Source organism: Chryseobacterium paridis, from assembly GCF_016595215.1.
Lineage (GTDB): Bacteria > Bacteroidota > Bacteroidia > Flavobacteriales > Weeksellaceae > Chryseobacterium > Chryseobacterium paridis.
The window spans coordinates 1926113-1941017 of the sequence record NZ_JAENHK010000010.1 but is presented as its reverse complement, the minus strand read 5'-3'; the positions used below and the strand labels follow the sequence as shown (position 1 = coordinate 1941017).

General features: G+C 29.9%; 12 protein-coding genes. All 12 read left to right on the top strand.

All coding sequences use genetic code 11. The annotated features are described in order from the left end of the window. Nucleotides 1-98 precede the first annotated feature (98 nt). Nucleotides 99-2516 (top strand): GumC family protein, encoded by a 2418-nt coding sequence (locus JHL15_RS18230; protein WP_234047805.1) that lies wholly within the window; start codon nucleotides 99-101, stop codon nucleotides 2514-2516. After that, nucleotides 2516-3547 (top strand): polysaccharide biosynthesis protein, encoded by a 1032-nt coding sequence (locus JHL15_RS18225; RefSeq protein ID WP_200248088.1) that lies wholly within the window; start codon nucleotides 2516-2518, stop codon nucleotides 3545-3547. The genes JHL15_RS18230 and JHL15_RS18225 overlap by 1 nt, the downstream gene beginning before the upstream one ends. Beyond that, on the top strand, nucleotides 3544-4395 hold the full coding sequence (locus JHL15_RS18220; RefSeq protein ID WP_200248086.1) for a dTDP-4-dehydrorhamnose reductase family protein: 852 nt from the start codon (nucleotides 3544-3546) through the stop codon (nucleotides 4393-4395). Before JHL15_RS18225 ends, JHL15_RS18220 begins: the two co-directional genes overlap by 4 nt. A 5-nt stretch (nucleotides 4396-4400) precedes the next feature. Next, entirely contained in the window at nucleotides 4401-5921 is a 1521-nt protein-coding gene (locus tag JHL15_RS18215; RefSeq protein ID WP_200248085.1) for an oligosaccharide flippase family protein, read from the top strand. A gap of 6 nt (nucleotides 5922-5927) precedes the next feature. Then, complete coding sequence (locus tag JHL15_RS18210) at nucleotides 5928-7079, top strand: glycosyltransferase family 2 protein (RefSeq protein WP_200248083.1); 1152 nt, start codon at nucleotides 5928-5930, stop codon at nucleotides 7077-7079. After that, on the top strand, nucleotides 7079-8119 hold the full coding sequence (locus JHL15_RS18205; protein ID WP_200248081.1) for an EpsG family protein: 1041 nt from the start codon (nucleotides 7079-7081) through the stop codon (nucleotides 8117-8119). The genes JHL15_RS18210 and JHL15_RS18205 overlap by 1 nt, the downstream gene beginning before the upstream one ends. Beyond that, nucleotides 8094-8906 carry a glycosyltransferase family 2 protein gene (locus JHL15_RS18200; protein WP_200248079.1) on the top strand — a complete coding sequence of 271 codons (813 nt, stop codon included), beginning with the start codon at nucleotides 8094-8096 and terminating at the stop codon, nucleotides 8904-8906. Before JHL15_RS18205 ends, JHL15_RS18200 begins: the two co-directional genes overlap by 26 nt. Beyond that, nucleotides 8879-10117: a hypothetical protein gene (locus tag JHL15_RS18195; RefSeq protein ID WP_200248077.1), complete on the top strand. Its 1239-nt coding sequence runs from the start codon at nucleotides 8879-8881 to the stop codon at nucleotides 10115-10117. Before JHL15_RS18200 ends, JHL15_RS18195 begins: the two co-directional genes overlap by 28 nt. Before the next feature lie 12 nt (nucleotides 10118-10129). Further along, entirely contained in the window at nucleotides 10130-11158 is a 1029-nt protein-coding gene (locus JHL15_RS18190) for a glycosyltransferase (protein ID WP_200248075.1), read from the top strand. 296 nt (nucleotides 11159-11454) lie between these two features. Then, the gene (locus tag JHL15_RS18185) at nucleotides 11455-12399 is read left to right on the top strand and encodes a sugar transferase (RefSeq protein ID WP_234047804.1); all 945 of its coding nucleotides are present in this window, start codon (nucleotides 11455-11457) and stop codon (nucleotides 12397-12399) included. A 140-nt stretch (nucleotides 12400-12539) separates the two neighbouring features. After that, nucleotides 12540-13841: a 30S ribosomal protein S12 methylthiotransferase RimO gene (gene rimO, locus JHL15_RS18180; RefSeq protein ID WP_200248073.1), complete on the top strand. Its 1302-nt coding sequence runs from the start codon at nucleotides 12540-12542 to the stop codon at nucleotides 13839-13841. Nucleotides 13842-14249: 408 nt separating this feature from the next. After that, a complete protein-coding gene (locus JHL15_RS18175) occupies nucleotides 14250-14900 on the top strand; it encodes a hypothetical protein (RefSeq protein WP_200248071.1) in 651 nt (216 codons plus the stop codon). Nucleotides 14901-14905: the final 5 nt, after the last annotated feature.

The window sequence follows — 14905 nt, the reverse complement described above, 5'->3', positions numbered from 1 at the left end:
TAATGATAAACTTTTAATGATTAATATAACTTAAAAAAGAAACCCCCGTTAATATATTAGATAAATTCCTGCACTGGATTTATAAAATATAAATATATTTGCAAGGTTTATTTATAGATTCTAAATTATTCACTTCTTTAAAAAAAAGTATGGAGAAAGCCAATAGCGTTGATTTAAATGTCCGAGAAATTTTGAAACCTTATTTACAGAAATGGCTTTTGTTTCTTATCAGTATATTTTTAATGTTAATACTGGCGGTATATATAATTAAATCATCAGTTCCAGTTTATAAAACGAGATCGACAGTTCTTATCAAGGATTCACAAAAAATGTCATCAGCTTCTGGAGATTTTGGAATCTTACAAAGCTTGGGGGCAATGCCAGGTATGGGAACCAGCAGTATCGAAAATGAGATGGATATTTTTAGATCAAAATCTATTATAGAGGATGTTTTAAAAAATGTTAATTTTCAAACCCCTGTTTATGCAAAACATTTATTGTATAATACAGAGCTTTACGCAGAAGATCTTCCAATAATTATAAGAATTGTTAATGAAAAAATAGATACCGAGTTTTCTGGGGAGCCTATTGATATTAAAATTCAAGGTAATAATGTAATGCTTCATTCAAAGGATTTTAAAAAAGACTTTGTTTCACCATTTAATAAAATAATTCATCTCCCGTTTGCAGATGTAATCATTTCTAAGAATAAAGATTTTAAAAGCACTAAAAAGAATTTAAAGAACTTATCAAACTTGTTTTTCACATATAGTGATTTTGATAGTACAGTAGATTCGTTTCAGAAAGCTCTGATGGTTAGTCTGTCAAATAAAGAAGGAACAATCATAGAATTGTCTTTAGATTATCCTGAAAAAGAAAAGGCTAGGATCTTTTTAAACAAAATTGTCCAACAATACAATCTATATGCTATTGAGGATAAAAATATTCAATCAAAACGCAGCAAAGATTTTATTGATGAGCGTATTAATTTGATTTCAAGAGAATTAGGGGATGTTGAAACAAAAAAAGAAACTTTTAAATCAACAAATAATATTGTGGACCTTGCCACTGAAGCGAAAATGAGCCTTCAGGTGAAAGAAAGTACAAAGGCAAGATTATTAGATATTGATACTCAATTGGAGCTTAATCAAGATTTACAGAATTTTTTGGGTAAGAAAAGTGTTTCTGATGTATTGCCTGTAAATATTGGTCTTAACAATGATGCAGCAGCAAAAGGAATTATGGATTATAATGAATTGGTGATCCAACGAAATAAGCTTCTTGAAAATGCGACTCATGAAAACCCGTTGGTGAAAGAAATTGAAAAGCAATTGGAAATGCTTAAATCATCTGTCAACCAGAGTCTTTCTAAAAATAAAGTATCATTGGAATTTGCTCGTCAAAGAGTATTTACAGAGATGGGATACTCAGAAAACAAAATTAGTCAGATTCCCTTTCAAGAAAAGCTTTTTAGAAATATTGAACGTCAGCAACAGATAAAGGAAAATTTATACTTAATCTTATTGCAAAAAAGAGAAGAAGCAGCAATAACAATGGCAGTAACCTCTGAAAAGGCAAGAATTGTAGATCAGGCTTATGCATTAAAGAAACCAGTATCTCCTAAAAAGATTTGGATTTTAGGAATAGCATTAGCACTTGGCTTAGTTCTTCCATTCCTTTATATCTTCTCTAAAATTCTGTTAAAGAATAAAATTGAAAAAGGCAGTGAATTAACTAAAAACTCGCAAATACCATTATTGGCTGAAATACCAAGGTTAGCCAGAAAGGAAAAAGAGTATATTGAGACAAATGATACTTCTCAAATGGCGGAGGCGTTCCGAATTTTAGTTACTAATCTAAAGTATATGCTTCCAACGAAAGATTCAGCGAAAGTTGTTCTCGTTACTTCATCCGTTAAAGGGGAAGGGAAAACATTTGTATCAGTAAACCTTGCTTTAGCATTATCATCTGGTTTAAATAAAGTTTTAGTAATTGGCTCTGATATAAGAAATCCACAATTACAGAGATTTAATGTAAATATGAAAAGCGCAAGAGGGCTTAGTGAATATTTACATGGAGAAATTCAGGATGTAGATTCCATTATTCATCCAAGTAATTTTCATTCAAACTGTGATTTCATTTATTCAGGTAGTATTCCTCCCAATCCAGCTGAGCTTCTTGAGAATGGAAGATATCAAAAGCTTGTAAATGAAGTTTCTAACCGTTATAGTTACATTATTCTTGATACGGCGCCTTTAATGTTAGTTACAGATACATTATTGATTTCACAAATTGCAGATGCTACAGTCTATGTTGTAAGATCTGAGTTTTCTGAAAAAGAGTTTTTACATTTTGCAGAAGGAAAAATCAATAGTGAAAAAATTAAAAAAGCAGCATTTGTTCTTAATGATGTTCATGCTTCTAATCTGGGTTATGGTAATAAATATGGATATGGCTATCATGCAGAGGTTGAAAAATGGTGGCAACGATTATTTAACTTTAAAAGAAATAACTAATGTATAAGGGTAAAGTTTTAATGATTACTGGTGGTACAGGATCTTTTGGAAACGCTGTTTTAAAAGGTTTTTTGCAATCTGATTTGAAAGAAATACGTATTTTCAGTCGAGATGAAAAGAAACAGGAGGATATGCGTCTTGAATATAAAAATGAAAAGATTAATTTTGTTTTAGGTGATATTCGTAATTTTGATGATGTTAATCATGCTATGGCGGGGGTTGATTACGTTTTCCATGCTGCTGCACTTAAGCAAGTTCCTTCCTGTGAATTTTACCCAATGCAGGCGGTTCAGACTAATATTTTAGGTGCAGAGAATGTTTTAGAAGCAGCGTCTCGGAACAAGGTTTCCAGAGTAGTTGTACTTAGTACTGACAAGGCTGTGTATCCTATTAATACAATGGGGATGTCCAAAGCGATCATGGAGAAATTAGCTATTTCTAAGGCTAGGGATCCTAGAGTGAAAGACATTGATGCAGTGTATACAGCTACAAGATATGGGAATGTAATGTACTCTAGGGGATCTATTATTCCATTGTTTATCAAGCAAATAAAAGAAGGTAAGCCTCTTACAATTACCAACCCAACAATGACGCGATTCATGATGTCATTAGATGATTCTGTAAATTTGGTAATGTTTGCTTTTGTTCATGGGAAACCAGGTGATATTTTCGTTCAAAAATCGCCCGCTGCAACAGTTGCTATTTTAGCACAGGCCTTAAAAGAATTATTTAAAGTTGATAATGAAATAAAAATAATAGGGGCAAGGCATGGTGAAAAAATTTACGAAACACTTTGTTCTACTGAAGAAATGTCTAAAGCTGAAGATTTAGGTGAGTTTTACAGAATACCTGCAGATTTGAGAGATTTAAATTACACAAAATATGTAGAAAATAACTCAAATGTTATGCTGGATGATGAATATAATTCAAATAATACACGTCTTCTAAATGTTGAGGAAATGAAAGAGCTTCTATTAACATTAGAAGAGGTTAGAACTGAATTAGACCAATTTCATAACTCTACCAAATGAAAAAGATTTTAATACTTGGTGCAGCTGGTATGGCTGGACATGTAATTTATAATTATTTTAGATCTAAAGGCGAATATGAAGTTTTTGGAAGTGTCAATAGAGAACCATTTGATGATATTAAATTAAAAATTGATATTTCAAATATAGATCAGGTACGAAATGCAATACAGGACATAAAACCAGATATTGTAATAAACTGTATAGGTATGCTTATAAAAAGCTCAAAAACAAATCCTGATAAAACGATTTATGCAAATTCCTATTTCCCTCACTATCTAGCAAAATTAAGTAGTGAGCTTTCATTTAAATTGATTCATATTTCTACTGATTGTGTATTTTCAGGTAAATCTGGAGGCTATGTTGAAGACTCTTTCAAGGATGCTTCAGATATATATGGCCTTTCCAAGTCGTTAGGTGAAATAGATGACCAGCATAACTTAACAATACGAACATCAATAATAGGCCCGGAAATTAAAAAAGAGGGAGAAGGGCTATTTGATTGGTTTATGAATCAAACAGGAGAAATTAGTGGTTATAAGAGCAATTTTTGGTCTGGTGTAACCACCTTGGAATTGGCCAAATTTATTGATTGGCAAATAAAGAACCCTAAAACTGGTCTTTTACATCTGACAAATAGTATAAAAATATCAAAATATCAGTTATTACAATTGATCAATCAGATATATCATAAGGATATTGTAATTAACTCTGATAAAGATTATGTATGTGATAAGTCTTTTTTAAACACAAAGATAAAAGGATATGAAGTTCCTTCTTATGAGAAGATGTTAGAAGAGCAAAAAGCATTTATAGAGAAAAATTCGGTACTATATTCATATCTATTTTAAGATTAATGGAATCTAACTTTTTAAGAATTTTATCAAATTATGGTGCTAAAATATTAAATATTTTCTCGGTATTTATTTTTATACCTATTTATATAAAGTTTCTTGGAATTGAAAATTTTTCTGTTATAAGCTTTTATACTTTAATTTTAGGAATTGTAAGTTTTGCCGACTCTGGAATTTCTTCTGCTGTTATAAAAGAATTTTCATTAGATAATACACCTAATTATAAGTATACTCTATTTCGTAATGTTGAAAGACTTTATATTCTAATTTGTATTGCTTTATTGACTATACTTATTCTCAGCTCAAAATTAATTGCGGTAAACTGGCTTAATACAAAGACAATTCCAGTGGATGATCTCGCATATTATATTAGACTTATTTCTTTAGGAGTAACACTTCAGCTCTTTTCGTCAGTTTATTTTGGGGCATTATTTGGTCTCGGAAATCAGATAATTACAAATACTTTTCAAATTGTATGGAACTTAGCTAAAAGTGGCTTGGTTATCTTGATGTTTATTTTTTATAAGAATACTCTAGAGGTGTATTTTGTATGGCAAATCGTTGTAAATATTATTTATTTGATCTTGTTAAGATATATCTTAATTGTAAAATTAAAAAAGAAAAGTAATGAAAAGCTGTTTATTACTGAAAGAAAAATTCCAAAGCATGTTTTATCTTATATCAGTGGAATGTCTTTAATAGCAATTATTTCTGCTTTCAATATTCAGATAGATAAAATTGTTGTCAGTTCATATTTTACGTTGGATATGCTAGGGTATTATTCAATTTCCTCCATTTTATCACAGACACCGGTGATGGCTTGTACCCCACTGGTTTTTTTTATTTTCCCTGTATTTTCCAAACTTTCTTTTGATCAAAATCATAATTTTTTGAAATTGCGAATCGTCTTTAAAAAAATTACCTATTTTTTATTGATTTTATCCATTCCAATTTTAATAACTATTTTACTTTATGCAAAAGAATTGCTGCTTTTGTGGATTGGGCATAAAACTATTACAAGTAACCTGGATGATATTGTAGTTGTTACAAGACTATTAATTACAGGTTCTTTTTTTATGGTATTACAGCTACCTCTTTTTTATTTTTTGTTATCAAAGAATAAGACAAGATATATGATGATGCAAGGTATCGCTCAAATTATAATTGAAGTTCCAATTTTAATTTTGTGTATCAAATATTTTGGAATAAAAGGAGTGGGAGTTCCATGGATCATTATTAATGTTTTCGCATTAATCTACTTGATGTATATTGTTTTTAATAAATATCTTCCTAAGGATATTTTTATATTTTCTTTAAGATCTTTTTTTAAGATTTTGAGCCTAGCTATAATTGCTTTTGTTCCATTGTATTATAGTTATATTTATAATAATTACTATTTTATTTATAATATTTTAATTTCATCTTTTGTATTTGTTTTAGGAATTTGTTATTTGGACAAGAAATTTCTACGAAGTAAGAATAAAAAAGACATTTTTAGAAAGATTTTTGAATTTCCAAATTAATTTCTCATGACAAAATTATTAAGCATAATTATAGCTACAAGAAACAGAGAATATTACTGTATTGAAGCAATTAAATCAATCTTAGCCCTAAACAGTGATTGTATAGAAATATGTGTTGCAGACAATAGTGAGTCTGATGAAGTAGAAGATTTTGTAAAAGATCTCAATTCAGATATAATAAGATATATACACAATCGAGAGAAATTAACTTTTATAGAAAATTTTAATTTTGCAGTTGGACTTGCACAAGGTACTTATCTTGTAAACATTGGTGATGATGACAGCATACTTCCGGAAATCATCAATGTAGTTCAGTGGGCTAATGAAAACAATGTTGACACTATTACACCAAAAAATACTATAGCTTATTATTGGCCAAATGCAGATAAAAATTTTCCTTTGGGATATATGACAATTCCTTTCTATGAAAAAAAATTAAGAAAAGCTGACAGTAAAGGCGCTTTAAAAAAGTTATTAGAAAATGGGATCGTAAATTATATGTTTTATGATGTTCCAAAAATATATCATGGTATTGTTAAGCGTGATATTATGGAAAAGATAAAAAATATTACTGGGTCATATTTTGGAGGATTAAGCCCTGATATATTCTCTGTGATATGTATTGCTTTGATTACCAGTAACCACTATGTTATGGATTCTCCACTTACTATTGCAGGAGTTTGTCCTTCAAGTGGATCCGCGGACCAACTTAAAGGAAAACACTGTGGAGAGCTATCAGATATGCCGCATATTCAGAATCGTAAAGAACCATACCAATGGGATAAAGATATACCTGAATTTTATAGTGTGACAACAATATGGGGAGATAGCGGATTAAATGCTATTGACTCTATGAAATTTAGTGAATTTAGAAAATATTTTAATGTATACCCTTTAATTGCACAAGCTTTATTGATGAATAGAAATCAGATATTGCAATTAATGTTGAAAAAAGCAGAGAAGTTACGAACAGGAAAAGGTATAGGTAAATTGTCTTTCTGGAGTGGGGTGATTTTTAATATTATTAAGCAAATTATCAATAAAATTCAACGTGTTTATACAGAGAAAATGATTAAACGCACTACTTTTGTCAATGAAGTAAATGATATTCACAAAGCCATCAGTATTTTTGAAAAATCCGTTCAAAAGAACAAATAATGGATGTAGCTATATATTTAATACCTTTTTTGATTCTATCTCTGGTTTCCAGTGTAGTGTATCTTTCGCGTTTTGAACTGAAAAACTATTGGCTCATTTTATTTGTTGCGCTTTTTCCTGCTATATTAGTTGCCATATTAAGCGGGGATAGTGGAACCGATAAGGCTTATTATTATGTGTGGATTGAAAATACATATAATGGTAACTTTGACGAAGTAATTTACGAGCCAGGATTTAAATATTTAACATATTTCATATCCTTAATAAAGCCTAGTGAATATTTTATTATTCCCGTAGTAGCTTTTATTACAACCCTATTTCTTATATTTTCCTTTTCGGAAAATAAGTGGCAATTACTTGTATTTACATTTATCCTTTTTCCTTTTTTTTATTTTGATATGACGATGAATGGATTGCGATATGGACTGAGCTTCGCAATGTGTGCATTTGCTGCAAAAAAACAGGCTGAAAAGAATACACTTCTCTTTTTTTTATTTGGAATTCTAGCTGTTAGCATGCAGTATTCGTCTGTTATTATTGTTATCATTGTATATTTTTCTCAGGTCCAATTGAAGAAAATACATCTATTACTTTTATTAGTCTTAGGCTATGTAATTTTCCAATTATTAGATTTTTCATATTTTGATAATAAGGTTGATGTTTATAAAGATTTATCCCGGCCATCTGGTATTTCAGGATTATCACCATTAGTATTGTTTTTAATTATTTTTGGAATTAATTGGTATTTAAATAAAAAAGTAAAAACTATATTTTTTATTATTTTAATTTTAGAAGTACTATCATTCCTTATATCATTAAAGTCCTATTCAGGGCTTCGGTTCCAAAATCTTATTATTTTTACTTTAATAATTTTTATATCTTTCTTTCAAGAAATTCAGCCATTTAGAAAGCGAAATATAATGTTGTTTTTTCTTATAGGCTTTTTAAGTTTTGGATTGAAAATTCGTAATTTTATGAACGAAGATGAGGGAGCAGTAACTCCATTTTTACCATATGAATTCTATTGGGAAAGAAAATAAAGTATCTATTGTCCTTCCTCTGTACAATGCAGAGTCTACAATAGCATTTTCAGTGGGTTCGGTTCTAGAACAAACCTATAAAAATTGGGAACTTATCATTATTAATGATGGATCTATAGATAACAGCTCTGATGTTTTAACTGATTTTATCAATAAACAGACAACCGAGATTAAAGATAAAATTATCTTTATATCCCAAGAAAATAAAGGACCTTCCTATACACGTAATAAAGGGATCAAATTGGCTACGGGTGATTTCATCGCTTTTCTAGATTCAGATGATTTGTGGGTAAATGAAAAATTACATTGGCAGATAGATTATCTTAATAAATTCAAAGATATAGGAATCATAGGTGGAGGTTTTAATACAGCTCATTTTTCAAAACAGGGGGATTTTATAAAAGTATCTTATCACAAATTATTGTTTAGGAATTTTTTTCTAACACCTACTGTTATGATTAGAAAAGATTTTTTGGATCAAGAAGATTATTATTTTAATGTTAATAAAAAATTTTGTGAAGACCAGGATTTATGGTTGCGCCTTACATACAAAAGAGAAGGTATTTGTTTGAATAGAATTTTAGCTAAGAATATTGTTGGAAAGGCTAATTTTGGAGAAAGCGGATTATCAGCAAACCTTGATCTCATGCATAAGGGAGAAATCGAAAATTTTATTTCTCAGTATAAGCAAAAACATATTTCTATTATTACTTTATTGATCATAAGTGGTTTTTCATATTTAAAATACTATAGAAGAAAATGGATTACAAGAAAAAGAAATTTTTAACTTTTATAATGTTGTGCTTGGCATTTTTAGTATATGGAATTCCTCATTGTGAGAACCATACTATAAAAAGACTGTCAAAAGATGATACTGGAGAATTACAAAACAGGATAAATCAACTGAAAAAAGGAGGTATTCTGGATGGCGGAAATAGAACTTATTATGTTACGTCACTTTGGTTAAAGTCAAATATGGTAATTCAGAATATGAAATTAGTGTCTATTCCTACAGATGTTTCTGATGTCAGTGTACTTAATATTGGGAATGATTTACTGACAAATATTTATAACTCTTCAAAGGAAGGAAAAGAACATTACGAAATTTCAAGAACCTATCCTGGATTCAGTAATATTTCTATTAAAAATATTGAAATAGATGGGAATAGAGCTAATCAAAAAAATTTAGACATAAGAGATGGAGGAAAACATGGAATTAATATTAAAGGGTTTGCAAACCATATTAAATTAGAGAATCTCAATATACATGATTGCGCTACAGATGGGATAGCAATTTATAGAGGTCTTCACACTAATCTTTTAAGTAATACAGAAATTTTTGCAGCAAAAAATATAGAACTATACAATGTAACCTCAACTAAAAATAGACGTCATGGGGGCTCAGGCGATTCTATTTCTGATTTTAAATGTTCTGATTCTAAATTTACGGAAAATGGAAAGTCTTATGGAGCTAATCTGAAAGAAGGCCATGGCTTAGAAGGAGCTAGATATAATGGTAATTTATATGGAAATGGTTGGGATATGGAAGGCTATGGACTTGGGTCAGCAATTAGTAATATGCATTTTAAAAATACAAGTTTTACAAATAATATGGGAGGAGGTGTTGTGTTTTATGATACTACAAATAGTAATGAACGGCAATTCGTACCTAGAAAGAATATTGTAATTGAAAATTGTATTATAGACGCTGGAGAAAATAATCCTTCAGGATACTTTTCATTGGTTTTTTCAAGTACCATAGAAAGTAAAAAAAATACAACAAAATTATACTCTGATTTGAGAATTATAAATACAAAATTGTACGGGAAAATATTGTTGAGATCAGTAAATAATATTTATCTAGAAAACACGACAATATTTAGTAAGGATAAATACAGTGGATTGTTAGATAATGTTAGTAATCTTTCCTATACGTTTTCTGGAAAATTAAAAACTAATTTTTTGTGGGAAAAGTATGATTTTGTTAATGTAAAATAGATTCAAGTTATAATGAAAATCTTACACGTTATTACTCGTTCTGATTTAGGAGGTGCTCAATCAGTTGTTATTAATCTTGCTAATTCTATGTGTGTCAACCATGATATAACTGTTGTTGCAGGAGAAGATGGCCCAATGTGGGATGCATTAGATGCTAGAATAAAGAAAATAAAGGTATACGAAATAGTAAGGCCAATTTCTATTTTCAAAGATCTAAAAGCTTTATTTAAATTAAAAAAGCTATACTCATCAGTTAAGCCTGATGTTATTCATCTTCATTCTTCAAAAATTGGTGTATTAGGTAGATTAGCATTTCCAAAAAGTAAAATTGTATATTCCGTTCATGGGTTTGATTCTATTAGGTTAGCTTATAGAAAATATCTTCCATTAGAAAGATTACTTAAAAACCGTTGTAAAGCTATTGTTTTGGCGAGTAATTATGATAAACAGAATATTATAAATGAAGGAATTACTAATAACTTACACGTGGTATACAATGGTGTGCATACTCCCAAAATAGAGTCGGAATTATCTATTAAAGGAATAGAAAACTACAGAAAAGTTATCATGTGTATTGCACGAATTTCACCCCAGAAACGTTTTGAAAGCTATATTGAGATCGCTAAAAAACTTCCACAGTACGCTTTCGTGTGGATAGGAGCAGAAAAAGAGTATGAGGGTCTCCCTAGTAATGTTTTTTGTTTGATGGGGGTTTCTAATGCCAAAAAATATATACAACTCGCAGATCTTTTTGTTCTTCCAACCAATTATGAGGGAGTTCCTATTGTTGTGATTGATGCTTTGAGCTATGGCAAGCCCATTGTCTCCTCTGATGTTGGTGGTATATCGGAAGTCGTTCTAAATGATGTAAATGGATTTGTTGTTGAAAATAATGATGCTATTTTTGTTGAAAAAATAAATTATATTTTAACAAATGATAATGTCTATAATAGATTTTCAGATAAATCTTTGAAAATATTTCATGAAAATTTATCAATAGAAAAAATGGTCAATGAATATAAAAATGTATACAAGTTATAAATTCGATAAAATGAATAGCTGCATGCAAGATTTCATATTATTATGGATTTATAGATAAGAATGAATTATTTTTTGGTGTTATATTTTTTGTTTATCTTCATGTGGAAAATAAGAGTGAGGAAAAATCAAAAAATAAATATCCCGATAAATAAAAAATATTGAAGAAGTTGCGATAAATTAACACACTTTAGGTGTACTATCAAAAAAAACTTCTTAGATTCGCAGGAATTTTTTAAATACACGTACGATTAGAAAATGTATAAGAGATATATAGATTTGTACTTGCTTAACACAAAATGATGAAGATTTCAAAATTATCAACTCCAAAAAGGCTCCTTTTTGTAAATGTTAGTGATATTACATACAAACTTATAAAAGAGGCGCATTTTGTTGAAAATAATAAATTTATTTTCTTTAATACTGAAACAGAGAAAAGAAGTATTTCAGAATATATTTTAAAACTAAAAATTAAAACTGTAATCATAGAAACTTCAAACATTAATCATATTTCAGAAAAAGTTACTAATGAGATAATTGAAAGCAGAATTAAAGGGGTTAAAGTTTATGATGCCCAAGAATTTTATGAAATTGTAAATAAACGAATCCCGCTTGTTAAATTTGAAAGTAATGAATATTTTGCTGATAATGTTTTTTCAATTGGGCTTAAACGAAATTCTGAAATATTTAAACGTATATTTGATATATTGGTAAGTTTAATAATTTTACCATTTGCTTTACCATTGGTTATAATTGGGTGTATTTTGGTTTTCTTTAGCTCCCCTGGGAATATGTTTTTTACGCAAAAAAGAGTAGGGAAGAACTCTACACCTTTTAGAATTTTTAAAATCAGGACAATGAAAATTAATCATCATGGGGATTTTACAAAGAAAAATGATGATAGACTTCTAAAGGTTGGAAAATTCTTAAGAATTACCAAAATAGATGAGTTGCCACAATTGTATAATGTTTTAAATGGAGATATGAGCTTAATTGGTCCAAGACCAGAAAGGCCAAAGTTTGTAGAGGAATCTGTAAAAGAAAATGCTTATTTTGATCTAAGGCATTTGGTTAAGCCAGGCGTTACGGGTTGGGCCCAAGTTCATTTACCTAAGGCTACACCAAAAGATAATTTAAAAAAACTAGAATACGACCTTTATTATATTAAACATTATAGTTTTGGATTAGACATACATACTCTTCTGAAAACAGTAAAAGTTGTATTAACAATGAACAGTCATTAGCAATTAGCAATTTATTTCAATGTTTAATAGAGTATCTTAAGAAGAAGATAATATATTAAAAACCACTTTACTAAAGTGGTTTTATTTTTTGATTTAAACTTTTTATTATTTCGTATCTTTGCAAACTCAAAATCAAAAAGATGCGCACAAAATCTGTAGGTAAAAAGAAAATCAATATCGTAACACTTGGTTGCTCTAAAAATGTTTATGACTCAGAAGTTCTGATGAGCCAGTTGAAAGCAAACGGTAAAGAGGTAGTACATGAAGATAGAGGAGATATTGTGGTCATCAATACATGTGGTTTTATAGACAATGCAAAAGAGGAGTCTATTAATACTATTCTGGATTATGTAGATGCAAAGAATAGAGGAGAAGTAGAAAAAGTTTTTGTTACCGGATGTCTTTCTGAAAGATATAAACCAGATTTAGTTAAAGAGATTCCTGATGTAGATCAATATTTTGGAACGAGAGATCTACCTATCTTATTAAAACATTTAGGTGCAGATTATAAGCATGAACTGGTAGGGGAGAGATTAACTACAACACCCAAACATTATGCTTATCTTAAAATATCTGAAGGTTGCGATAGGCCATGCTCTTTTTGTGCAATCCCTTTAATGAGAGGAGGGCATGTTTCTACACCGATCGAAAAATTAGTTCGTGAAGCTGAGAAATTGGCTAAAGTGGGAACAAAGGAATTAATTTTAATTGCGCAGGATCTTACTTATTATGGATTAGATATTTATAAAAAACGTGCACTTGGTGAGCTTTTAAAAGAATTGGTAAAAGTTGAAGGAATTGAATGGATTCGACTTCATTATGCTTTTCCTAGTGGTTTTCCTGAGGATGTTTTAGATATTATTCGTGAAGAGCCTAAAGTTTGTAATTATATTGATATTCCTCTTCAGCATATTAATTCTGATTTGCTGAAATCTATGAAAAGAGGGACGACTCATGAGAAAACAGATGCTCTTTTAGCGAAATTTAGAGAAAAGGTGCCAGATATGGCTATCAGAACAACCTTAATTGTAGGATATCCTGGGGAAACAGAAGAAAGATTTCAAGAATTAAAAGATTGGGTAAAAGAGCAAAGATTTGATAGATTAGGATGTTTCACTTACTCTCATGAAGAGAATACAACTGCTCATGTTTTGGAAGATGACATCCCTCAGGAAGTGAAAGAAGCACGCGTAGAAGAGATCATGGAACTCCAATCTCAAATTTCTTGGGAAAAGAACCAGGAAAGAATAGGGGAAGTGTATAAATGTGTATTTGATAGAAAAGAAGGAAACTATTTTATCGGTAGAACAGAATATGATTCGCCAGATGTTGATAATACAGTTTTAGTTTCTGCTGACAATACCTATATTTCCATTGGAGAATTTGCTATGGTAAAAATAACTTCTGCTGAAGAATTTGACCTTTATGGAGAGCTTATTTAAAAAAAATACAAATAATTATATTTTTTGTAAGAAAGATGTAGAGTCAATAGATTTTACATCTTTTTTTTTACCAATTAGTTTATAATTAATTTTTTAGTGTGAAATTTACTATTTTGTGTTTAATGGCGTATTTTTTTTAACTTGTTTTTAATGAGTTGGTTATGTCTTAAAAAAGCATTGCTTTTATTCCCGTTTTTGAGGACGGTTATGAATTTTAAATAATTAAACCTTAACTTTGTCTCTAGAATAATCCCTACCAATCTGTATCATTAAATCGCAAAATAATTTGGAAATACAAATAATATTGCTGTTTATTTTAGATTTTATATTGATTAGGTTGGGATTGGTTTAATTCATTTTTATATTAAAAGATATTGATGAAAAAGTATTAAAAAAATTCAAACATTTATGAAAAGAAATTTATTAACAGCAACAATGCTTGTTTCCTTTGGAATATTTTCACAGGCACAACAAAGAGGGGTTGGTATTAACACAACCAAACCAGCAGCTACCTTAGATGTAGTAGCTGATATCAGAGAGAATGCTATGCCAGATGCTATTTTAGCACCACGTATGACCGCAGCTCAATTGCTAGCAAAAGACAATACTTCTGGTACCTATGGTGCTCCCCAAAATGGTGCTATTGTATATATTACCTCTGGTTCAGGTAATACGGACAGAACAAGTAAGATAAGAGGTGCAGGGTTTTATTATTTTGATAGCACTGTTCCTGAATGGAAAAATTTAGGTGGAGGATCGGCAGTTACATCCAGTTCTTTTAGATTAAATTTAGCACAAGCTGCTTCTCCATCCTATAATTGGGATAATTCCGATTTTGATTTTTGGGAGTTTACCTCAGGAACTCAATTGACTTTACCAACTCCAGCTTCTTATAATGGAAGAACTATTCATATAAGAAACCAAACAGGAGGGACTGTACAATTTTCAGGAACAGATGGAATTGGTACTCCTAAAGGAATAGGATCTTTTACTGGAACATCAGCTCTTCAGATTCACAGTAATGGTACAAATTGGTATATGGTTTCAGGAAGAAGTTAATAATT